This is a genomic window from Pigmentiphaga aceris (assembly GCF_008119665.1).
GTDB lineage: Bacteria > Pseudomonadota > Gammaproteobacteria > Burkholderiales > Burkholderiaceae_B > Pigmentiphaga > Pigmentiphaga aceris.
This window is the reverse complement of record NZ_CP043046.1, coordinates 5,701,537-5,725,015: the sequence shown is the minus strand read 5'-3', so window position 1 is coordinate 5,725,015 and position 23,479 is coordinate 5,701,537. Positions and strand designations below refer to the sequence as shown.

The 23,479-nt window shown below is 59.8% G+C and carries 15 protein-coding genes; 10 read left to right on the top strand and 5 right to left on the bottom strand.

All coding sequences use genetic code 11. The features are described 5' to 3' along the window. Positions 1–3 precede the first annotated feature (3 nt). From FXN63_RS24610 to phoB, 5 genes are all read right to left on the bottom strand, one after another. The gene (locus tag FXN63_RS24610) at positions 4–1,212 is read right to left on the bottom strand and encodes a multidrug effflux MFS transporter (RefSeq protein ID WP_148818144.1); all 1,209 of its coding nucleotides are present in this window, start codon (positions 1,210–1,212) and stop codon (positions 4–6) included. After that, a complete protein-coding gene (locus FXN63_RS24605) occupies positions 1,209–1,670 on the bottom strand; it encodes a MarR family winged helix-turn-helix transcriptional regulator (protein WP_148818143.1) in 462 nt (153 codons plus the stop codon). The genes FXN63_RS24610 and FXN63_RS24605 overlap by 4 nt, the downstream gene beginning before the upstream one ends. A gap of 206 nt (positions 1,671–1,876) precedes the next feature. Beyond that, positions 1,877–3,079: a phosphoglycerate dehydrogenase gene (serA, locus tag FXN63_RS24600; protein ID WP_148818142.1), complete on the bottom strand. Its 1,203-nt coding sequence runs from the start codon at positions 3,077–3,079 to the stop codon at positions 1,877–1,879. A 115-nt stretch (positions 3,080–3,194) separates the two neighbouring features. After that, positions 3,195–4,505, bottom strand: coding sequence for a phosphate regulon sensor histidine kinase PhoR (gene phoR / locus FXN63_RS24595; RefSeq protein WP_148818141.1), 1,311 nt, complete (start codon positions 4,503–4,505; stop codon positions 3,195–3,197). Between the two features lie 56 nt (positions 4,506–4,561). After that, the gene (phoB, locus tag FXN63_RS24590) at positions 4,562–5,293 is read right to left on the bottom strand and encodes a phosphate regulon transcriptional regulator PhoB (protein ID WP_148818140.1); all 732 of its coding nucleotides are present in this window, start codon (positions 5,291–5,293) and stop codon (positions 4,562–4,564) included. A gap of 165 nt (positions 5,294–5,458) precedes the next feature. Here phoB and FXN63_RS24585 point away from each other — a divergent pair, with 165 nt between their 5' ends. From FXN63_RS24585 to FXN63_RS24540, 10 genes are all read left to right on the top strand, one after another. Continuing rightward, a complete protein-coding gene (locus FXN63_RS24585) occupies positions 5,459–6,214 on the top strand; it encodes a Crp/Fnr family transcriptional regulator (protein WP_187395025.1) in 756 nt (251 codons plus the stop codon). 233 nt (positions 6,215–6,447) lie between these two features. Beyond that, positions 6,448–8,352, top strand: a complete 1,905-nt coding sequence (locus FXN63_RS24580; RefSeq protein WP_148818138.1) for a CHASE2 domain-containing protein — start codon at positions 6,448–6,450, stop codon at positions 8,350–8,352. Between the two features lie 122 nt (positions 8,353–8,474). After that, positions 8,475–9,986 carry a tetratricopeptide repeat protein gene (locus tag FXN63_RS24575; protein WP_148818137.1) on the top strand — a complete coding sequence of 504 codons (1,512 nt, stop codon included), beginning with the start codon at positions 8,475–8,477 and terminating at the stop codon, positions 9,984–9,986. 131 nt (positions 9,987–10,117) lie between these two features. Beyond that, on the top strand, positions 10,118–11,482 hold the full coding sequence (locus tag FXN63_RS24570) for a FecR family protein (protein WP_148818136.1): 1,365 nt from the start codon (positions 10,118–10,120) through the stop codon (positions 11,480–11,482). Between the two features lie 162 nt (positions 11,483–11,644). After that, positions 11,645–13,915, top strand: a complete 2,271-nt coding sequence (locus tag FXN63_RS27320) for a DUF4214 domain-containing protein (protein WP_148818135.1) — start codon at positions 11,645–11,647, stop codon at positions 13,913–13,915. Positions 13,916–14,181: 266 nt separating this feature from the next. Further along, positions 14,182–15,612, top strand: coding sequence for a tetratricopeptide repeat protein (locus FXN63_RS24560; protein WP_148818134.1), 1,431 nt, complete (start codon positions 14,182–14,184; stop codon positions 15,610–15,612). 92 nt (positions 15,613–15,704) lie between these two features. Continuing rightward, positions 15,705–16,373, top strand: coding sequence for an IspD/TarI family cytidylyltransferase (locus FXN63_RS24555; RefSeq protein WP_187395023.1), 669 nt, complete (start codon positions 15,705–15,707; stop codon positions 16,371–16,373). A gap of 178 nt (positions 16,374–16,551) precedes the next feature. After that, on the top strand, positions 16,552–18,669 hold the full coding sequence (locus FXN63_RS24550) for a DUF4214 domain-containing protein (protein WP_148818132.1): 2,118 nt from the start codon (positions 16,552–16,554) through the stop codon (positions 18,667–18,669). After that, on the top strand, positions 18,663–20,063 hold the full coding sequence (locus FXN63_RS24545) for a beta strand repeat-containing protein (protein ID WP_148818131.1): 1,401 nt from the start codon (positions 18,663–18,665) through the stop codon (positions 20,061–20,063). The genes FXN63_RS24550 and FXN63_RS24545 overlap by 7 nt, the downstream gene beginning before the upstream one ends. Before the next feature lie 777 nt (positions 20,064–20,840). Further along, positions 20,841–23,420: a DUF4214 domain-containing protein gene (locus FXN63_RS24540; RefSeq protein ID WP_187395022.1), complete on the top strand. Its 2,580-nt coding sequence runs from the start codon at positions 20,841–20,843 to the stop codon at positions 23,418–23,420. The last annotated feature ends 59 nt before the right edge of the window (positions 23,421–23,479 follow it).

Sequence of the window (23,479 nt, the reverse complement as noted above, 5' to 3'; positions counted from 1 at the left end):
TAATCACCCTGCCGTCCGCACCCGCCCCGCATATCTGAAGCTCAGCTGTGCAATCACCCCGGCCGTTGCCATGACGATGCTCACGCCCAGCGCCGGGTTGCTGCCCATGCCGGCCAGGGTCGTACAGATTGCGCCGATGGACATCTGCCCGAAGCCGTACAGCCCGGACGCCGAGCCGATCACGTTCGGATTCACGCTGATGGCCTCGCTCAAGGCAGACGGCGACGCGGTGCCGGAACCCCAACTGAAGACGAACAAGGTGCCGATCACCAGCGGCACCGACAACTGTCCCAGCAGGGTTGCGCCCAGCAATACAAAGGTAGCCAGCACGCTGACTGCGTTGGCGACGATCATCAGCTTTCGCACCGACACGCGAGTGATCAGCCTGCTTGCCGTGAAGCTGCCGCCCCATACCCCGCACACCAGCATGGCCAGGTAGGGGCCGACTTCGCTCGCCGGTCGTTGCAGGTCGTGCACGAAGATGAAGGGTGCCGATGCGATGAACGCGTAGGCCGACGTGGTGGCGCAGCCGCCGCCCAGGGTCAGCAGCAGGAAAACTTTCGAGCGCAGCAGCTTGCTGTAATCATTCAGCAGCGATGGCCCGTTCTTCGGGCGGGGCTTGCCGGTTTCCGGCAGCAGCCGCCAGGCCAACAGGAAATTGGCAATGCCCAGCGCACAGAGCGCAAAGAAGATCGACCGCCATCCCAGGGAATTGGCCAGCAACCCACCCAGCAGCGGTGCCAGCCCCGGTCCGAGCATGACCATCATGTTCATCAAGGCCAGGCGCTTCACCGCATCGTCGGTGGTGGAGGTGTCGCGCACCATCGCTCGCCCCAGCACCAAACCCGAACAGCCGCCCAGGGCCTGGAAGAGCCGGGCGGTGATCAGGGCTTGCGCATCGGGGGCCAGCGCCGCTGCCAAGCCCGAACAGGTGTAGATCACGATGCCGAACATCAACACCTTGCGGCGGCCGAACCGGTCGGCAAGCGGGCCGTAGATCAGCTGCCCCACGGCCAGCCCCAGAATGTAGATGCTGATGGTGGTCTGCATGGCGGCTGCGCCAACACCCAGGTCGGCCGCCGCGATCGGCAGGGCGGGCACAAAGATGTGCATCGCAAAAGTGCCGCAGAAAGTAATGATCGCCAGCAGCCACAAGGGGGCCTGCGGAATTTCCACACCGTCGACGATGCGGGGTCGTTGGATAGCGCTCATGGCGCTGGGTCTTGCGTATCGGGCGTCAGGGTCTGGTGGATCTGGCGCATGACCCGCATGGTGGTGGCGATGTCTGCATCCGAGATGCCGACCAGCGCAATGTCACGCACTTGGCGAGCACTTTCTTCGACCCGCGCCACCATGGCCTTGCCGGTGTCTGTCAGCAGAATCGACTTGGCGCGTCGGTCGGCGGCATCTTCGCGTCGTTCGATCAGTCCGGCAGCTTGTAGGGAATCCAGCAGCCGGACCACGGCCGAGCTGTCCAGGGATAGCGCCGCTGCCAATTCTTTCTGTCGCAGGGCTTCAGGCGTGCGGGCAATTTGCAGCAGGGGCCGCCAGGTTGCCTCGGTCAAGCCGAAAGGCTGAAGCTGCTGATCGACCGCGCGCCGCCATTGGCGGGTGGTCAGTCCCAACAAGGCACCGAATTGGCCGTGCCGGGTGTCGTCCGGGGAGGTCATTGCCATTCCATTGATGACGTACCAATAGATGATAGGTCATGCAATTTGGTGGCGCAAGAATGTGTTTTGAGCAAAACCAGCAGCACGCAGGTGCGCGCCATTTCGCCCAAAAACAAACAGCGGGTTCACACTTTCGGCGTGAACCCGCTGTTGTCGCATCGCAGTCTTCGCGACGAAGACTGCGTGCTATCTAGCAACTCAATGACTTAAACCACGTCGGCCCGGATCGTCGAGCTTTGCTTGCGCACAGCTTCCAGCGCACCCGCGTCGATGTTGCCATCCACATCGGTAATCACGTAGCCAATGCCGCCCTTGGTGTGCAGACGCTGGCTGACGATGTTCAGCTTGCGCTCGGCCAGCAGGTTGTTCAGCGAGGCCAGCACGCCGGGTTCATTGCGGTGAACGTGCAGCAGGCGCGCTGCGCCTTCGGCATCTTCATAAGACAGCTCGGGGAAGTTGACGGCACCCTTGGTGGTGCCGGTCTGGATGAAACGCACCAGCTTTTCGGCCACTTCGATGCCGATGTTTTCTTGTGATTCCATCGTGCTGCCGCCGATGTGCGGGGTCAGGATCACGTTGGGCAGGCCGATCAGCGGGCTAGCCAGCGGCTCGTCCACGCTCTTGGGTTCGACCGGGAACACGTCCAGCGCTGCGCCGGCAATGTGCTTGCTGACCAGCGCGTCGCGCAGGGCGTCGATATCGACCACACCACCACGCGAGGCGTTGATCAGGATCGAACCCGGCTTCATCTGCTTCAGGGTGTCGGCGTTGATGATGTTCTCGGTGCCACGACCGCCCGGCACATGCAGGGTCAGCACGTCGGCTTCGCCCAGCAGCACCGACAGATCCGGCTGCGCGCGCGCATTGCCCAGCGGCAGCTTGGCTTCCAGGTCATGGAAGATGACACGCATGCCGATGCTTTCCGCCAGGGTACCGACCTGCGAGCCGATGTTGCCGTAGCCGATGATGCCCAGCGTCTTGCCACGGGCTTCATAGGCACCGGTGGCGGTCTTGTCCCAGTGGCCGTGATGCACGCGGTCGCTTTTCTCGGGCACGCGACGCAGCAGCAGAATGGCTTCGGCAATCACCAGCTCAGCAACCGAGCGGGTATTCGAGAACGGGGCATTGAAGACCGGCACGCCCTGTTCGGCGGCACCCTTCAGGTCCACTTGGTTCGTACCGATGCAGAAGCAACCCACGGTGCGCAGAGACGGTGCGGCAGCCGCAAGTGCTGCACGGTCCATTTGCGTACGCGAGCGGATGCCCAGCACTTCTGCGCCGCGAACGGCTTCGATCAGTGCTTCAGGCGACAAGGCGCTGTTGTACGTGGTGATGTCGGTCAAACCGGCGCGTGCGAATACGGCACGTGCGCTGGGGTGGATGTTCTCGAAAAACACGATCTTGGCCATGCGGCGACTCCGTCCTGCGAAAAAACACAATCGACCATTGTGAGCCAAAGTGGGCTCGCACGCAGGTAAACCCCCGTCGGCAATGGGGGTAGCTGCGGATCAAATAGGCATAAGCTTATGCCGCGTCGTCTTCTGCGACCGAGATTCGCTCTGCCGGGAAGACAATGCTGAAGTTGCTGCCCTTGCCAAGTTCGCTGGCAATCTGCAGCTCACCGTCGTGGCGCATGGCCACGTGTTTGGTTATCGCCAGACCCAATCCGGTGCCGCCGGATTCGCGCGAACGGCTGCGGTCGATCCGGTAGAAACGTTCGGCCAGGCGCGGCAAATGGTGAGCGGCAATGCCGATGCCGGTATCCACCACCCGGTAACGTGCGCTGCCGTCGGCCTCGCGTCGCCAGCTGATGGTGATGCGCCCGCCTTCAGGGGTGTAGCGCACCGCATTGACCAGCAAGTTCGTGATGGCCGACCCCAGTTCGCTTGCCGTACCTAAGATGTCGAGCGTCTCGTCCACATTCCAGATGAACTGGTGGCGGCCTGCGGACAAAGGTTCGGCCTGCTGGCGCGCCGCTTCGATCAGCGTGCGCATGCCCACCGGATGCGGTTCGGCAGAGGGCGAGGCTTCCAGCGCCGACAGCGTCAGCAAGTCGGCCACGATGGCCTGCATGCGCTGGGCCTGTTCCAGCATCATGCCCATGTACTGTTCGCGCTGCTCGGCCGACAAGGCTTCGTCCGGCATGTCCTTCAGCGTTTCCAGGAAGCCAGCCAGCACCGTCAGCGGAGTGCGCAATTCGTGCGACACGTTGGCCACGAAGTCGCGGCGGGTGGTTTCCAGCTTTTCGATCTGGGTCACATCACGCGTCAGCACCATGCGCTGCCCACGTCCGTAGACGATCAGCTGCACCATCAGCAAACGTTCGTAAGATGCCGGGCTGCGTACCAGCAGCGGCTCGGTCCAGCTGTCCTGACTGGCATAGCGCACGAATTCCGGCGCACGCATCAGGTTCAGCAGGTTCTGGCCCTGATCGGCAGGAATCCGCAAGCCCAGATGCTGGCGCGCGATGCGGTTGCACCACAGGATGTGAAAGCCCGCGTCCAGCGTGACCACGCCGTCAGGCAGTGCCTGCCCGGCCGCCACCGCACCCTGCAGGCCTTCCTCGGCCTCGTGCAGCAGCCGTTCCTGCGAACGATGGTACTTATATAGACGCGCCAGCAAATCGTCCCAGGAACCGGTGGTAACTGGCGGCGGACGGCGTAAATCTTCGGTCCACTTGGACACGCGCGCCAGTTGCAGCACGTGCCAGTGCAGCAGCAGCAAGATGCCGGCACAGAAGAAAATCCACGCGCTGTCGTTGCCCAGCGCATGACGACTGGCCCGGGCGAGAAGCGCCAGGACCACAATGAAAACCAGATTTCGAAGCCAGACCATGTGCAATTGTCGCAGGAGCGGGCCTGGCGTGCGTCAGGCCCCGCTGGTGGCTGGAATCAGGCGTCGTTGGTGGCCGAGGCTATCGGTGCGACCGGCGCAATCGGTGTGGCAGTGAAACGGTAGCCACTGCCGCGCACGGTTTCCACGTGAACGTCGTGACGGCTGGGTTCCAGCGCCTTGCGCAGACGGCGAATGTGCACGTCCACCGTGCGTTCTTCCACGAACACGTGGTCGCCCCACACCTGGTCAAGCAGCTGCGAACGCGAGAACACGCGTTCCGGGTGGGTCATGAAGAAATGCAGCAGGCGGAATTCGGTCGGGCCGATCGGCAACAACGCGTCGCCGCCGTTCAGACGGTGCGTGACCGGGTCCAGACGCAGGCCGCTTACGTCGATTACATCATCGGTCAGCTGCGGTGCGCGACGGCGCAACACCGCCTTGATGCGCGCCATCAGCTCTTTCGGCGAGAACGGCTTGGTGATGTAGTCGTCGGCACCGGCTTCCAGGCCGTCGACCTTGTCCTGCTCGGCACCCTTGGCGGTCAGCATGATCACCGGCACGTCGCGGGTGCGTTCATCGCCGCGCAGGCGGCGCGCCAAGGTGATACCCGATGCGCCGGGCAGCATCCAATCGAGCAGGATCAGGTCGGGCAATTCGGCGCGGATCAGGGTTTCGGCCTGCTCGGCGTCATCGGCGCGCAGCACTTTGTGGCCTGCAAAGGACAGATTGACCGCGATCAGTTCCTGAATTGCGGGTTCGTCTTCGACAACGAGAATGGTGCTGGACATGGTGATTTGCGTCGCGCAGGTGACTGAGTTGTGTCGATAGTATGGCGCGGGTATTGCAGGTATGTGACAAAGCAGGTATCAGACACATACAAGAGCCGGCAAGCACGAGCGCTATACTTTATGGCTAAGGCTTCCCAGGTATCCATGGCTATATCGCAGCAGGTTTTGTCGACGATTCCACTTTTCGAAGGAATCGAGTCCCGCATTCTTGAAGAGATCGCGGGCATCATGCAATTGCGCCTGTTCGCGCGCCGTGAAACCGTCATTGCCAAGGGAGCCAACAGCGATTCGCTGGCTTTCCTGCTGGAAGGATCGCTGCAAATTGTCGATTTCGGCGAAGACGGCAGTGAAGTCGGTCTGCACCTGGTCAAGCCGGGCGACTACTTCGGTGAATTGTCCCTGATCGACAACCAGCCACGTTCGGCCACCGTGGTGGCGGTTGCGCCGTCCACCGTGGGACTGCTGCCACGCAAGGCGGCCCGCCAATTGTTCTTTGGGTACCCGCTGGTGGCTGAGCGGGTCATGATCCGGTTGGCAGCTGTGGTGCGTCAGTTGTCGCATCAGCGGACCTTGCTGTCGATCAGCAATGCGCAGCAGCGGGTGTATCTGCAATTGCTGGGCATGGCGCGTACGGGCATCGATCCGCAAAATGCCGACAACACCGTCATCGAAAACCTGCCCACGCAGCAGCAGATGGCCTTCAACATCAATACCAGTCGCGAGACGGTATCGCGTGCAATTCATTCACTGCAGAAACGCGGCATTTTGAAGAAAGAAGGGCGGGTGATCATCGTGTTGCAGCCGGATTTGTTGCGCAAATTGGCGGAAGAGGGACCGGATGCGCTGGAAAAGCATGGGGCTGGCAATGACATCGTGACCATTGAGACTCCGCTGGCTGCGCGTGATATGCAACAAACCTAAGGTCGGTGGTCGAGTCGTTTCATCTATTGTTTTGTACTTCAGCCGTTCGTCTGTCCGCTCAGCCGGTGCTGTGGAACTCAGCCATTCGGCTTTATTAGAATGAAGGCCATGTCCGAAGTTCGCGCGTTTGAACTTCACATCTCCAGGCCTTCACAAATTCTCCCTACGATAGGCCATCAGTAGCCTCGCTCAAGCACAGGTTGTTTTAGCAATTATTGGTAACATCCTGGCCTATGAGAACCTCCCGTCAGCTTGGCCAAGTGCTTTGCGTCTTTGCTGCGCTGGCGATGGCGTTCGCATTTTGCTGGATTTGGCCTGATGCATCGCGGCGGTTCGATCTGGAAATCAGCGATATCTACACGCGTGTGCTGGCGCGTGATGGTGCGGAAGGGCGTTTGGCAATTGTCGATGTAGACGAGGGCAGCCTGGGTCGTGTCGGTGCCTGGCCCTGGCCTCGGGCTGTCATGGCCACACTGTTGCAAACCCTGAATCAGACGCACGAAGTATCGGTAATGGCGCTGGACATGGTATTTCCCGAGTCCAAAACCGACGACGCTTTGCTGGCAGCGCAACTACGTTCCCCCAACGTGATTTCTGCTGTGGTGTTTGCCAGTGCAGATTCACGCGCAAATGGCGTGTTGATCCCCCCTAATTGGCCATTGGAAGGTGCCGGGCCGGATGGTGCCGCGCATCCCCCACAGGCGCGCGGCTATTTGACCAATCATGCCGGGCTGGTACCAACCCGCCTTGGGCATATCAATCCCGTCATCGACGGTGATGGCAATGTTCGCCGTATTCAAGCGCTGATTTGTCGGGAAGAGGCTTGTTATCCCACGCTGACCTTGGCGGCATATCTGTCCATGACCGACGCGTCGCAGCTACGTATTGCACCGGGGAAAGGCGTGCTGGCTCCGGCTTATGTATTGACTGCAGAAGATGCCAAGGGCCAACCCTTGTTGGAACTGCCCTTGGCGGCTGATTTCACGCTGGTCGTGCCCTATCGCCACCAACGTGATGCCTGGGCGTCAGTGCCTGCAGCCGATGTATTGGAACGCGCAGTGTCTTCCAATGTGTTGAAAGGGGCAGCGGTGCTGGTAGGTGGGACCGCATTTGGCCTGGCTGACGTGATCGCAACGCCGTTGCATAGCGTTGCTGCGGGAATCGAGCCTCATGCGGAAACCCTGTCGGCTTTGCTGGATGGCAGCGGTGCATTTTCCTATGCGCCGCGCGGTGCGTTGTTGCTGATCGCCCTCTGGCTGGCGGTCTGGGCGTTTTTGCTTTTATGGCAAATGCATCGCGCCATTGCCCATCCTCTATATAGAATGATGGCCCCTCTGGTGTGGCTTCTGCTCTTTCTGCCTGTCAGCTTCGCTGCTGGCCTGCTGCTGCGAATGAGTCCAGGCTTTTTATTGCCCGCTACCCAGACATTGCTTTTCGGCCTGTTTGCCTTTGCATTGGCCGGCAGCCTTGAGTTGTATCGTGCCGCGCGAACTGGCCGGGGCCTGTTCGCGCAGTTTTCCGCTTATTTACCCGCTCGCATGGTGGCCCAACTGGCACAACGTCAACAAGTAAACAGCCAGATCGACGCTACGCGCCGCGACGTAACGGTAATGTTCGTCGATATTCGTGGTTTTGCCTCGATGAGCGACACCCTGGCTCCCGAGGACATCGCCGAGTTGCTGCAGCATTTTTTCACCGAGCTTGGCGCAGTCGTCGATGCGCATGGTGGGGTGATCGATAAATACATCGGAGATGCTGCGATGGCCTTGTGGAACGCGGTCGACGACGATCCCCATCACGCCCAGCGTGCGCTGGCTGCGGCTTCCGATGTGGTGCGAAGAATGGCTGATTTCCCATCGGGGCCGTGGGGTGAAAAGGGCCTGCGTGTCGGTGTCGGTATTGAAACCGGGCCGGTATTGGTAGGGCATTTCGGGCCAGTGCAGCGACGCACATTTACCGCATTGGGTGATTCAGTGGTGCTCGCCAGTCGTTATGAAGAGCTGAGTCGCAGCCTGGGTCATACCGTTATCGTTGGTCCGGGGACGGCCGCTGCTGTGTCGGCGCATGGTTTGAACCTGCTGGGCGAGCACTCGGTGCGAGGCCATCGCCAGCCGCTGCGGCTGTACACGATCGAGTAGGTACCGGCACTTTGGATACTCAAGACCCAGTTATCGGGATGGGCACCGGCACAAAATTCCGGCATAGTCGTGGCCGCATGCCAAGTTTCCCCCGTTTGCATCCTGGCTCCCCGGTCGGCACTGTGCGCCAAACACGTTTTGCCGCGCCGTTCCGTTTCGCGTTGAGCGCGTGCGCATTCGCCGTGTGCATGATGGCCGGTGTCGTTCATGGGCAGGAAGCCAGTCATGGCCCGTCGGTTTCCCATGCTGATGCCGCACCCGTGATTTCCGACGGCCAGGCCGCACCCTGGGTTTCTTCCGCGTCTCCCCAGCGTTTCGTATACACGCCGCCCGAAGCCGGCCCGATACTGACCCGCGATCAGTTCGACACCATCCAGTCCTTACGTGCCAAACGGCGTTTCAAGGACGCCGCTCTGGCGGCCGCGCCACTGGCCGCCAGCAACGATCCCGATACTTTGTACCTGCTGGGCACTGTCGCTCAAGAAGCGGGTGATTATGAATTGGCTGCATCTGCCTACGAGCGCGCCGTCATGATCCAACCCGACTTCGCGGGTGCCTGGCTGGATCTTGCCGTTGTCACGCGTCTCAGTGGCGACGATGTCACGGCACAGTCGCTGTTCGATTACGTCATCCAGGAATTCAGCCCGCCTGCTCCCTTGATGGCGCGGATCGCCAGCCTGCGCCGTCAGACCATCGCGCCCGCGCTGGCGGCGGTGGTCCCAGCGTCTACCGGCTGGCATGGCGAACTGCGCACGCAAGTTGGCCGCGACACCAATGCCAACAACGGCATCACCCTGACCAGCCTGCCTTTATTGGCAGGGGCGGGCGTGATCGTCGACATTCCGATTGCAGACGAAGAACGTGCACGCAGCGACACCGCCTTCCAAAGTTCAGCCTTGCTGCGCTACGGCCACGCTTTCAACGACCGGGGCGACCGGCGAGGCGAAGTGCTGCTGGCGCTGACCCAGCGCAGCAACCGTGACCTGAGCGACTACAACACGCGCGACCTGCTGGTGGGCGGCAGCCTGATTCAAGACACCGATTACGGCAGCATCAGCCAGCGTCTGACCATGCAGCAGATCCGCCTGGGTGGCCAGGACCTGCTTTACGGTGCCCGCGCCGCATTGGGCTGGGAGCGTCAGTACGGCACTTGCCGAGCAGGGCTGGGCGGGGAATTGGAACAGCGCCATTACGCCAGCGTCAGCAACCTGGACGCCCGCATTATCTGGCTGCAAGGGGGTGGTGGATGCGTGGGCCTCATCGGCAACACGCCGGTGCAGGCCGCTGTACTGCTGCGCCACGGGCAGGACACGGCGGTTCACGCCCGTCCCGGAGGCGACGCCCGTCGTTATGAAATGACCACCGTCGTTGCCGCCGAATTGCGCCCGCGCGTGGTGCTGGAAGGCTTGTTTGCGGTGGCGCAGACGCATGACAACAATCTTTACAGCGCCATCCTGGCAGACAACGCTGTCCGCCGCACCACCCGTACCCAGGCAAGATTGCAGCTGCAATTCCCGCTCGTCGGTCCGGTAGATGGTTTCGTCAGCATCGAACGCCTGAAGCAAAGCTCGAACATCAGGCTTTTCGACCAGAGCGGCCGCGTCATCTGGGCCGGCATCCGCTACGGTTTCTGACCGAACGGCAGCGGGGCAGGGCAGGTCGATCGGCCTTATGGATGTGCGACACCTGCACAACCATTTGCTGCTTGCTTTCCGATACCATTTCCGGCTAGTCCCGAAATACCACCCGTTTGAAGGAACCCGCCATGAAGCTTTTTCCGCATAACGCCATGATGGCTGTTGCTTGCGTAGCCATGGCGGTGTCTGCGCACGCATCCACGCCCGACGCCAGTGTGGTCGGCACTGTCACCTTCGCCTTGGGCGATGCGTCCCTGATCCAGGCCGATGGCAGTAGCACGCCCTTGAAGAGAGGCAATGCCGTCCATCAGACAGATTCGGTGCAGACCGGCGTCAATGGACAGGTGCATGTGCGCATGGTCGATCAAGCCTTGGTCAGCGTGCGTCCCAACTCCCGCCTGGTGATCCAGGACTATCGTTACGACGCCCAGGATCCGGCCAAGTCGATTATCCGTTTCTCTCTGGAACAGGGCACCATGCGTAGTATCACCGGCGCAGGGGGGCACGCGGCAAAAGATCAATACCGGCTGAACACCCCATTGGCCGCCATCGGCATTCGCGGCACCGACTTCACGGTGGCTGCTACCAGTCTGTCCACCACTGTAGGTGTGCACAGCGGTGCCATCGAAATGACGCCCTACGGCGCAAACTGCCTTCAGGACGGCCTGGGTGCATGCGGCGGTGGCAGCGGTTCGGTGTTGACCGCCGCCATGCGCGACTTGCAACTGCAACTGGCTCGTGGCGAGGGGCGGCCCAGCTACATCCCGGCCACCAAGCTCTTGGATGCGCTTCCCGACGAGCCCAATGCCAAGCGCCGTGAGGACACCAGCGTGGCCGGAAGCGCTCAAACCGGCGCGCGCACCGAGGCAGTGGCTGAGGTCAACGCGGTAAAAGTGGTGGTCGCGCCAGTTGCGCCGCCGCCGGTGGTAATGCCTGTCGCGCCTGTTGAGCCGACCCCGCCGGTAGTCATTCCCGTGATGCCTGACGTCATTGTCCCCCCTTCGGCCAAGCCACCTGCGCAAGTCGCCGTTTATTGGGGGCGCTACGAAACTCTGCTGGCCGACGGGCGAAAAAAACTAGGCAACAACGCTGAGGTCACCGTCGGCAATGACACCTTTGGCCTGATGCGCGCTGCTGGCACCATGGCCTTGCCGACCAGCGAAAAGTTCAGCTTTGCGCTTGGCGGCTCCGAGGCGTACATCATTTCTGGCGGCAAATCGGTTACCGCCACCATTACCGACCCGCGGCTCACCATCGACTTTGCGCAGCGCGTATTCGACACCAGTCTGACGGTTAGCGCGCCCGGCACTACGGCTGCGGTGGCCGCGCAGGGCACTATCAACAACAGTGGGTTCCTGTATAGCAACGCTGGCACGCCCAATACGTCGGTGTTGGGGACCTTGAACGCGGACGGAACACAGGCGGGCTATGTATTTAGCCGTGATCTGAGCGCAGATCAACGTATCAGGGGTGCTACGACTTGGTACCGTTGATAGCCTGTTTGTGACTCGTTACCTCTTATACAGTCGATATGTTTGATGTGTGACGTACGTCACACTGCTTGGCGGGCTCCCTCGGATACAGTCCGGTCAGTGAGAAAAATGGCTGTCTCTTATAGCCTGTTCTTACATCCAAATTCCTAGGAGCTTGACGTAATGGCAACTGCTGCACAATTGACCCAAATCACCAACCTGTATGTTTCGCTGTTCAACCGTGTGCCTGACACGGAAGGTCTGAACTTCTGGTCGTCGGCACTGGCCGGCGGTGCCAGCATCGACACTATCACCCAAGGTTTCCTGAACGCTCCGGAAGGCATCCAGACCTATTCGCCCTTCCTGTCGGCTCAAGACTTCGTCACTGATTTCTACACCACCGTATTCGGCCGCGCTCCGGACGAAGCAGGCTTGGCCTTCTGGGTTGCTGCATTGAACAACGCTGGTGGTGCTGATTCCACGGCCGCGCGTGCACAAGTCGTTTCCGGCATCGTTACCGCTGTCACCACGCCCCTGACCGCAGCACAAATCGCTGATCCCGCCTTCGCACAAAGCGTGGAAGATCGCGGCACCTTCGCTAACAAGGTCGCTGTTGGCGTGTACTACGGTTCGGCTCTGAACACCTCGCTGACTTCCGCTCAAGGCTTCGACCTGAGCGCTGTGGACGAAACCGCAGCATCCGTTGCTACCGCTAAGGCCGCCGCTTTCCTGACGATCGCCACCACCGCTAACGTCACCGGCACTGCCAGCGACGACGTGTTCACCCTGCCCGTCGCTTTCACCGGCACTCTTGACGGCCGTGGCGGTAACGACACCGCTATTCTGCAAGGCGGGACCGCAATTGATCTGGCGAAGGTCTCGAACGTCGAAACCCTTCGCTTCAACTCGTACACCACCACTGTCGATACCTCGAAAGTGACTGGCGTGACCAGCTACGAAGCTTCTGCTGGTACCGCTACGTTGACTGGCCTGACCACGCAAACCCTGGGTGTGATTGGTGCTGGCGTGATCAACGCAACCTTCAACAAGGCTGCTACCTCGGCTACCGTTTTGCTGAAGGCGGCAACTGCTGGTTCGGGCGTCACCATCGCTAACGGTACCGACGCAGCCGTGACCACCCTGAACCTGAACGGCGCAGGCGTGCTCAGCACCCTGGCTGTCGACTCGACCGTCACCACGCTGAACATCGCGTCGACCGGCAAGGGCATCTCGCTGACCGCCGCAGTTGATTCGGACATCACGACCATCGACGCTTCGGCTTCGACGGGCGCTGTCTCGGTCATCGTTGGCGCGAACCAGTCCTACAAGGGCGGTTCGGGTGTTGACACCGTGACTCTGGATGCTTCGCCTACCAAGGCTATCGACGGCGGTGCCGGCGACAACGACGTGCTGGTGATCGACGCTGTTGCAGGCGTTGTGACGCTGAACGCTGGTATCACCGGCTTCGAAACCCTGGGCCTGGGCGCTAACGCAAGCGGCGCTTACGACGCTTCGGCATTCAAGCACCTGCTGGTCAACCAACCCATCGCTGCTGCTGTGTCGGCAACCAATGTTGCTGCTGGTACCGATCTGACGATCGGTGGCAACGTCGACTTCACCTATGCACTGGCTAACACCGCTGGCAAGGCTGACTCGCTCAACCTGGCTCTGAAGGCTACTACCGCGCTGACCACGACGGTTACCGCTGCTGGCATCGAGACCATCAACATCTCGACGACCGACTCGTCGGCAACCCTGCCTGACACCGCTATCCAGCACGCACTGACCCTGGAAGCCACCGGCGCAACGTCGATCGTTGTGACGGGTAATACTGGCCTGACGCTGACCAACACCGGCAACACCGCTGTCACCAGCTTCGACGCTTCGGCAGTCACCGCAGGTGAAATCAACTTTGTGTCGGAAAACACCACGGTTGGTGCTGCTGTTTCGATTAAGGGTAGCTTGGTTGGTGCCAACAACCTCGAAGGTGGCGTGACCAACGACACCATCGTTGGTGGCGCAGGCGACGACGTTATCACCTCGGGTACCGGTCTGGACGTCCTGACGGGTGGTGCTGGCGATGACCAGTTCATCCTGTCGGCCAACTCTGGCGTGACCTCGCTGATCTACGCAACCATCACCGACTTCGCAGCCGGTGACAGCATCGACGTGACGAGCCTGGCAACCAGCGGCTTCGCAACGACGACGCTGACCCAAACCACCCTGCCGGCTGGCGCGACCTTGGCTCAATTGACCGCCCAAGCTTCGCAGGGTAACGGTGCCGTTGGCGATGCGCTGGCTTCGTGGTTCCAATTCGGTGGCGACACCTACATTGTGGTCGACAACAGCGCTGGCAACACCTTCGTTGAAGGCGCCGACCAACTGGTCAAGCTGAACGGTGTGATCGACCTGACCAACGCCGACATCGCTGCTGGCGTCATTACCCTGGCCTAATCGACATATCACTGCATGCGGCACGGCGTATGTCATGCCGCATCAGGCTTCGTTCTGCAGCCACTGTCGAATGTCCCAGCCAATACGTGGACTGAGTACAGCAGCAAATGGAATGAACTGATAGCCCGTTGAATGGCAAGAACAGAAAGGCCACGCTGCAAAGCGTGGCCTTTCTGCATTTATTGAACTTATAAGATATTGATTCTGGTGGGCACAACGCATTTCTGTTCGTGAGCCAGCCCCTGTGCCCTCAATTACTGTAAGCGATGACAGACGCTACCAGCACGACGCCGCTCAACCCAGGCGGGCAGCTTGAGGAAAGTCAAGTGCGTCACAAAGAACACGTTGACGATCTGACAATGCTGCAATCACGGATGACCACGTATTTTCAAACGGGCGACCATGCGCAAGCCTTATCTTTGGCTCGGCAGATTGCAGCACGCCATCCCCAGCGTGCAGACAGCTGGCGCACGCTTGGCGCAGTTCAGCAAAGCCTTAACCAATGGGAAGACGCCCTGACGTCTTATCAAAAGGCAGTCAGTCTGGCCCCCGACGACGCGAACGTGCATTGCCTGTACGGCGACATGTTGTTGCGTACGGAAAAGTACAATGAGGCATACCGGGCCTTTGCTCGCAGCGTGCAGATAGATCCTCGTCATATTCGCGCGGGTCGGGTCGTGGTGAGCATGCTGGTGTCGTCTCATCGGCCGAAAGAGGCGTGGGCTATCTTGCAGCAGTTGATTCCCCTCTCTCCAGGGGTGCTCGACTTGCGTTTGGATGCCGTTCGTATTGCGCTTCGGCTAGGGGAATTGCAGATAGCCAGACTCCACGCGAGCGAGGCGATTTTGCTCGCACCGGATCAGGCTGCGGTACATCACGTGCTTGGACTGTTGCGGATGCGTACCGGTGATCTGCCTGCAGCAATTTCATCGTTTCGTGACATGCTCCGCTTGCTTCAAGCAGACGCCGAATTTCCTCGCAGGGATGCTGTCTCCACGTCATACCCGTTCGACTACCAAGCCTACGAAGTGTTGATGTGGACCACGGTGGCTCAACTCGCGCAGGCGGGCGTCCACGCATTCCCGACAGCCGGCACCCTGCTTGGCCTGATGCGTGACGGCCATCTGCTGCCGTTCGACAAAGATGTGGACGTTGGTTTGCCCTTTGAAGAAATGGGGAGAGCAGTAGCCTTCCTGCTGGCCAACGGCTGGGTCGAATTGGACCCTAACGCCGGTTTGATCAACCCGCGCGCTGTCCGTCATCCTGCGTCAGGCTTGCTGATGGACTTGTGCGGCTATCACACCGACAAGGGGGCAGAGATCAGTACGGGTGGCCTGTGGATGGAAGGCGTGCCCATGGCGTGGAATCGCGTTGTGGAGTTTCCTGTGCTGAGCCTGCATGTGACCGAACGTCCAGAGGGCAGGGTATGGGCCTTGGACCAACCGGAAACCTGGCTTGAAGCGCTTTACGGAGATTGGCGCACGCCCGATCCGGATTTCGATACGATCATTGCCGCGCATAACCTGCGGGGGTTTGCATTGCTGACCCAGTGCTATACCTTGCTGCGTCTGGCGGAACAATTGCGAGACGGCAAATTGCGCAAGGCCCGGGCAAGCGCGCGGGTGTGGCTGCGTCACTTCCCGGACGATGCGCAGATTCTGCAGATTGCAAGCCAGGTAGACACTGCACTCGCGTAGTGCTGACCGTATGTGAACGCAATGGCGGTTCATGACTGTCATACGATTTTATGCAGCCGGACACGGTGCACCAAGACTTCTGGACCAAGATAATGACGACGTATTCAGCGTTGATTCCCGCCGCTGGGTTTGGTGCCCGATTGGGTGAAGGCCCCAAGGCGTGGCTGGCGCTGGATCAGAAGCCAATCTTCGTGTGGGTGGTGTCGAAGTTTATTGGCCTGGTCGATGAAATCGTGATGGCGGTTCCACCCGATGCCTTGGCCTACGCGGAAACAGTCGTACAAGAGCACGGCCTGCAGGTGCGTCTGATCGAAGGCGGCACCACGCGGCAAGAATCCATTCGCCGCATGGTGGCGGTGGCGCACGGTGAACGGGTCGTCATTCACGATGTGGCCCGGCCCTTTGCCACGCGCAGTTTGCTGGGAGAGGTGATCAAGGCCGGCATGACACACGACGCGACGGCAGCATTTCTGCCAGTCGAGGTGCCGGTGGCGCGCATCGAGGGCGGCACCGTAAAACGCTACTTGAACGCGTCGCAGGTAGCCCTTTTTCAGACGCCGCTGGCATTCAATCGTCTTGCGCTGCTGACGCTGCTTGATGATGCGCAGCGTGATGGCATCGAGCGTCAGTCGCCAATTCAGTTGTGGCTGGACGCGGGGCGACAGGTACACCCGGTGCCTGGCGAGAAGAACAATATCAAACTGACTACGCCCGAAGATTTGGCCTTGGCGCAATTATTGACGCCTTATCTGTCTCGCTGATCGTATCCACGATTCCTGGTTGGCAGGTTCAGCCGCTGGCCCAAATCGCAAGCGATTTATCTTTGATTGTGCGCGGTGGGCGTTACTATTTTATCTCGCATATCGGTCAATGCGCCGCTACATTAATCCAAACAAACTAGGCCTTATAAGGCCAATATTAATTTATTAATTTGGATAAATGGCTGTTATCACACCCGCCCAGCAAACTGAGATCGCAAACCTCTACACCGCATTGTTCAACCGTGCCCCTGATGCCGCCGGGTTTGAATTCTGGAGCCAAGCCGTCGCCAACGGTGCGTCACCCACCAGCCTCATCAGTGCGTTTCTGACAAGTCCCGAGTCGGTAGCGATCTACGGTCCGTCACAGACGGCTGAGCAGTTCGTTGCAACCTTCTACCAGACCGTATTCGGGCGTGCGCCCGACTCAGCTGGTCTGAAATTCTGGTCTGATGTGTTGAATGCCGCTGGGGGAGTGGAGTCAGACGCGGGGAAAGCGGTGTTGGTGGCCAGCATTGTGCAGGTCGTCAGTACGCCGATGACCACGAAGCCTGAGGGCCTGAGCGACGCACAATATGCCGAGACGGTGAAGGATCGTGATGCATTCAGCAAGAAAGCCGTGATCGGGCTTGAGTTTGCGGTCACCTTGCAAAGCAATGACATGGATGCGGCGAAGCAGGCATTTGCCGACGTAGTTGGCGTACCCCCTGTCACTACGCCGACTCCGACCTCGCCGCCCACTCCCACCACGCCCACTCCACCCACAACGCCTACCATCCCGAAGACTCCAACGATTCCGACAGCACCGACCACCCCCACGACGCCGCCTGCGTCGAACTTGTCGCTGACCACTGGTCAGGACACGAAAACGGGAACGGCGGGCGATGACGTGTTCGATGCCAAGCAAATCAACGGTCTGGATACTTTGACGGCGGGTGACGTACTCGATGGCGGTGCCGGCATCGACACGTTGAACGTAAGTCTGAGTTCCAGCACTGGCGCGGCTGCCACGCTGCGCAATATCGAAATCGTGAATCTGACGCCTGTGGGCAGCAATGTATTGCTTGATCTTGGCTCGCTTACCGGGCTGCAGCAAGCGAACATCGTCAACATACCAATAGACTCGCAGGTGCGGATCGAAAATGTCGGTGCTGCGGCGTTGTCGATCTCTGCGCGGGACTTTGCGTCTTTCGCAAGCTCGAAAGTCAGTTTCACGGGTTCAACAGCAAGCACCTTGAAACTGTCCTTTGACAGACTTGCCTACTCGCTCAGTACGCCGTTGCAGTTGACCTTGGAAGCGCAAGCGTCGGCAATTGATGTCATCACCGAAAGTTCTTCCGTCGAACTACTCAAGACGGCAAACAGTGCCGACATCAGAGAGGTCAAGGTAACGGCTACCAGCTACAGCTCGCTAAAGCTCTCCGAGCGAGACGCAAGCAAGGTGACAAGCATCACCGTCAGTGGGACCGGTTCAGTCGAATTTTCCGGCCGTGAGTTGTCAGCGCTGGAAACGCTCGTCGTGGGCGACGGCGGCGTGACCTTGAAATCCATTGGTTCAAACGCGCTCGACATCAACACGGGCCGCGGTAACGACACCATCGCTGTGAATGGTGCCAGTGTCAGAACCTTGAACGTCGGTGGCGGTGCTGACTTCATCACCGTCAATGGGAACGCACTCGCTTCCGATGCCCTGATCAACTTGGGAAGCGGAAACGACATTCTCTCTGTGCTGACGGGAATGGAAGATGGGGCCGAGATCGATGGGGGCGACGGTGATGACACGCTGAATTTGACGTTGATCTCGCCGTTGTCGCTTGCGCCAATCTTGCGCAACATCGAAACGGTGAACGTATCCGCACAGGTTGCCGGGGCTGGTGTGGATCTCGCAGGAAGCGGTGCTCGCGTCATCCAGGTGACGGGTGGCACCTTCGGTGCAAACGTAAGCGGGGTTGGCGACGCCACGCTCGCCGTTTCGGGCTTGTATGGCGCTGCTGCGGTGGGCTTTGATGGTTCCGCTGCCGCAGTGTTGTCACTGAGTCTGAAAAGATTTGGCTATTCGGGCGGCATGATCAACGTCAACCTGGCTGCTGCAGGCAACGGGCCGGCAGCCACGGCATACGCGATCAGGGCGGACAACGTCTACGTCCAATTGCTCGGCGAAGCCGCCAATCTGACCGAGGTGACCGTGCGGCAACCAGCACCAATGCAATCAATCTGTCCGCACCTGATGCCAGAAAGATCACCAGTCTGGTCGTTACCGGCACCGGGTCCGTCGACTTTTCCGGCCAGGATATGTTGACGCTGACCTCGTTCACGGCCGCCAATGGTGGCGTCAAGCTGATCAGCTCCAATGCAACGGCTGGCGTGCTGAATGTGATCACCGGCGAAGGCGTGGATGTGATCACCGCAGTTGGCGCAAGCATCGACACACTGAATGTAGGTGGCGGCAACGATGTCGTCACCTTGATCAGCAGCGGACTTTCCGCTGGCGCAAGCATCGACCTTGGTGCAGGCAACGACACGCTCGTTGTCACCGTGCCCTTCGTGGCCGGTGGCACGATCAATGGCGGAGCCGGACGCGATACCTTGCAGATCAGTGACGTGACCCCGAACTATGCCGCTATCAACAGCGTCATCAGTTTCGAGGTGTTGGCGCTCGCGGCAAGTGGAGCCTTGGTAGATGTCGGCCAGATTACTAACACGACGCTCAGCAGCTTTGCCGTTGCCAACACCGGGACGACCTCGTTCATCAATGCGAAGCTTGGGTCTGCCTTCAGCATCGACACCAGCGTCAATGTGGCTGCCGTCAATATCGAAAGCGCAAACGGCGTCGCCAATGTCGACATCACCCTGAACAACAATGGCCTGCAGTACGGCCCGCCCAGCGCGTTGGCTGCGCTGTCGGTGACCGGCGCGTCGACTATTTCGCTTACGTCTGCGGGGTCGGGCGCACAAGCCAACATAATCACTGCGCTGAGCACGAGCAGCAGTACCACGGTGAGCATTGATGGAAACGTTAACTTGACGCTCTCATTGGCGGCCGGCGTCGGGAGCACCATCAATGCCACAGGCTTCACCGGCCGACTCAATCTGACGGCGTCCGATACGGCCGCAGTGCTTATTGGCGGTCGTAGTGCCGACACCATTGTTGGCAGTTCCGGCAACGACACCATCGTTGGGGGGACGGCAAGTGGCAACAACATCGCCGATATCCTGACCGGTGGCGCAGGCAATGACAATTTCAAGTTCTTGACGCTGGCGGAAACCCGCAACAACGACTTACTTAACAGTCTGCGTACTGATGCTGCGTTGATGGACCGGATTACGGACTTCAACGGCAACGGCGCGGGAATTGGTGACACGATCACGTTCGGCATCGGTGCGAATGCGTTTGGGGTCGGACTGACGTTCACTTCGGGGACTACCGCAGTAGTGACCGCGGTTGCGGTCAGCAACGCAACGGATATCCGAAGCCTGAACGAGAAAATCTGGGCCGAGGTCGGGGCCACGGCAATTGCCTCGACGAACGCCGTGGCTCAGGTCTACGACGTGACCGTGACCGGCGGATTACTGGCAGGGCGTTATCTGGTCATGGACAACGGTGATCGAATCGTGAACGTGGCCGATACGATGATCTCACTCACCGGTATGACCGGTGCGTTGCATGCCTCGGACATCTTGTTCGCTGCCTGATCTGGCCATAACCTGACGATCGAGGAAATGCCGCGCAGTTGCGCGGCATTTTTTGTGCGAACGTGACCCGCAGGTGCATCCGCAGTCCGAGGGGTATTGGGGCAACGTAAATCCCATCGATCCGCGCTGAAGGCGGTGCCGCTTCAAAAGGCAGTCAGTATCTCTGAGTGATATGGGCTGCTTTTTGATTGGCGCTTTTGTCGCCCTGCCAGAAGGGAATTGGAGCCCCGTGCTTATTAAGGCTGCTGGCGAAGTTATATCTAAAAATACGACTGGAAATTATGGGGGGCAGTGGTTATTGCGTACTTGATGTCAACGCGAGCATGGTGGTCCAAGGGACCGCTAGCAGCAATGTCGTGGACTTGCGGGGCTGGTCACACGATACCGAGCTTATCTCAGGTGTAAATGCCGATGTAATCTGCGCGGGCAAGGGCGTCGACCCAATCCATATGGGGCCACTGGAAAACAGTCGAGACGCTGATTTTGATGTGCTTGATTTTCGCCTGAATGCTCGCCTAAGCAAATGCGGTAGCACACAGGCCACTTCATCTTGCAGCAAGGTGACTTGCATCTTGGTGTGATGGCCATCACACCGCCAATGCGAAATACCGGAGAAAAGTGGAGCCATACCTTATTTGAGGGATGTGGCTGGAAAGGCTCATCCGTAAAACGAGCACATCCATTCACTGCGGTTGAAACGGCATGCATTTCCTTCGGGAAATGCCATCGATTTTAAGGCGTGATGGCCCTTTTCACTTAGCCCTCCGGAGTTCATCGATGGCCCAGCCTACCGATCTCGACATTGCAAGCATCACCCGGCTCTACGTCGGTTATTTCGGTCGCACACCTGACTCTGCCGGATTGACGTTTTGGGCAACGGCATTGGCGGATGGAGCAAGCCTCGAGAGCATCAGCCAAAGTTTCCTGCTGGCACCCGAGGGTGAGGCGCGTTATCCGGCTACGCAATCTGCCACAGCATTTGTTGAAGCCTTCTATGAGTCGACGTTTGGCCGTGCAGCGGATGCCGATGGGCTGGCGTTCTGGTTGGCTGTGCTGGAGGCCGCGGGTGGTGTGGAGTCGACTGCGGCCCGCACGCTTCTGGTCAGCAAGATCACCGATCTGATCACTGCCCCGCTGCCCGACGACTTGCCTGCCGATTCTCAAGCTGCGCTGGATCGTGCGTTGTTCGCCAACAAGGTTGAATACAGTGTATACGTCGCCACGAAGACCGACCTGACCGGGCCTGATGCACCGGCAGGCAACTTCTCGCTGACCAAGATCACCGCTGATCCGACCTCGGTGACCGAACAGAAGACGGCCGCCGATACCGCGCAAAGCAACGGCACGCCGATTGGCCAGACGCCCACGACGGGTGGTGGGGCGACGACGCCCGACCAGCCGTTGACGTTCACCCGCACGTATGCCCAATTGTCGGCACCCGGTGCGTCGGTGGTGGGTGGCACCGCCTCCGACACCCTGTGGCTGACGACCGACCAGGACGTGACCGGCACACCGGCCAACGTTCAGAATGTCGAGCGTATCGGTATCTACACCAGCTTGGGTGTAGAAGTCATCAGCGTAAATACCGCCCGGTTTGTCGGCGCGCAGAACTTCATTGTCGGGTCGACGGCAGATGTCTTCTTCACCGGGTTGGCCGCTGGACAAACCGGTCTGGTGGACAGCAAGAACTTCGGCGGCAATAACATTGCCAATGGCCATACATCGTTCGCCTATGCCGAGGGCGTGACCAGCGGTGCTGTCACCGTGTCGCGCGGTGTCACGGCTGGCAAAGTGTCGATAACCGGTGAATCGCTGTCGTCGGTCACGCTCACGTCCAACGGTTTCGCGGCGAACAAACTCTCTGGTCTGGCGCTTTCCGACCAGGTCACCACCTTGACCATCAATGCACTGAGTTCGTTTGCTGTAGGTTCTGCCCCGTTGACCGGTGGTGCCAGCCACGATCTGGCGGTGATCGTCACCGGTGCAGGTCGTGTCGATCTGGGCTTGAACAGCGCGTTCCTGAATGCAAATATCAACTCGCTGGATGCGACCGGCAACACGGGTGGCGTGGTGGGGCGTGTGTCTGGACAGGTTGGCCAGATCACCACCGTGTTGGGTGGCTCCGGCCACGATGACATTCGTCTGACCACCAACACGACGTTCATTGCCGGTTCGGTCATCGACCTTGGCGCTGGCAATGACTACGTTGGTGGTAGCGGTGCCATCTTCGGAAGCGGGGTCACGGTGGATGGTGGCGACGGCTTCGATTCGGTGTCGGCCTATGCAATGACCGCGACCAACGCAGCTGCTTTCGTGAATTTCGAGCGCGTCAGCGTGGCAGGTGACCAGGTGGGCAACGCCAAGACGGTTGACCTAGACTGGGTGGTCAACAGCGAAATCGGCTCCTTGGGGCTGGGCGGTGGTGACTCGGCAGGCGGTGTCACGGCAATCCATGTGGACTTGACGCAAGCCTTGAACGTGACCGGGACGACCGCAGGTGGGGTAACGACCCTGGTGTTCAGGGACGTAAGCGGTGAGAACGACGGCTACAGCATCGTCTTCAATCCCACCACGCCATCGTCGGTTGCGCTGAACGCCGGTACGGTTTCCGTGGAAGGTGTCGAGACCCTGAATCTGAACTCGGGAAGCACCACGGGCAACACCACCGAGATCGCCATTGCCGATGCTGCACTGCAGACGCTCAACATTGCAGGCAGCTTCCCGATCAAGGTGTCGTTTACCACCGAGACGACGGCTACCTCTTTGATCGATGCCTCGGGTCTTACCGGCTCGCTGGTTCTGGATACCAGCAACTTGGTGGCAGACGCCGAGGTCGGCCTGACGGTAACTGGCAGCGCCACGGCTGCCAACTATCTGAGCATCGCGCAGCGGGCCTTCGTATCCGGCGGGAGCGGCGCAGATATCTTCCTGTTGAAATCGAGCTTGCAACTGGCTGATAGCGCCGACGAAAGCATCGACGCCAATCTGGTCAGCATCACGAACTTCGGGCAGGGCGACCAGATCAACGTCGGCAATATTCTGGGCAGCACGGGCACCACCTTGTTCTCTTACACTACCAGCAATGGTCAGACCATCAGCAGCGCTGCCATTGCTGCCATCGCGACTGCGGCTGCACAGGGCACGGCCGCACAGGAATTTGCCACCTTCCAGCTGGATGGCAACACCTATGTCGCGGCAGACATCAACAGCGACGGCACGTTCGATGCGGGCGACGTGGTGGTCGAACTGATCGGTCTGATCAATCTGAGCAATGTGTTTGTCAACGTGGCGCAAGGCACACTGACGAATAACCTTGCACTTCCGTCCAACATCGTCTTGCCCCCGCAGATGGCCTGATCGATACGGAAAGAACTGCTGAACGCAAGCGGAACCGGCCTCTTTACAGAGGCCGGTCC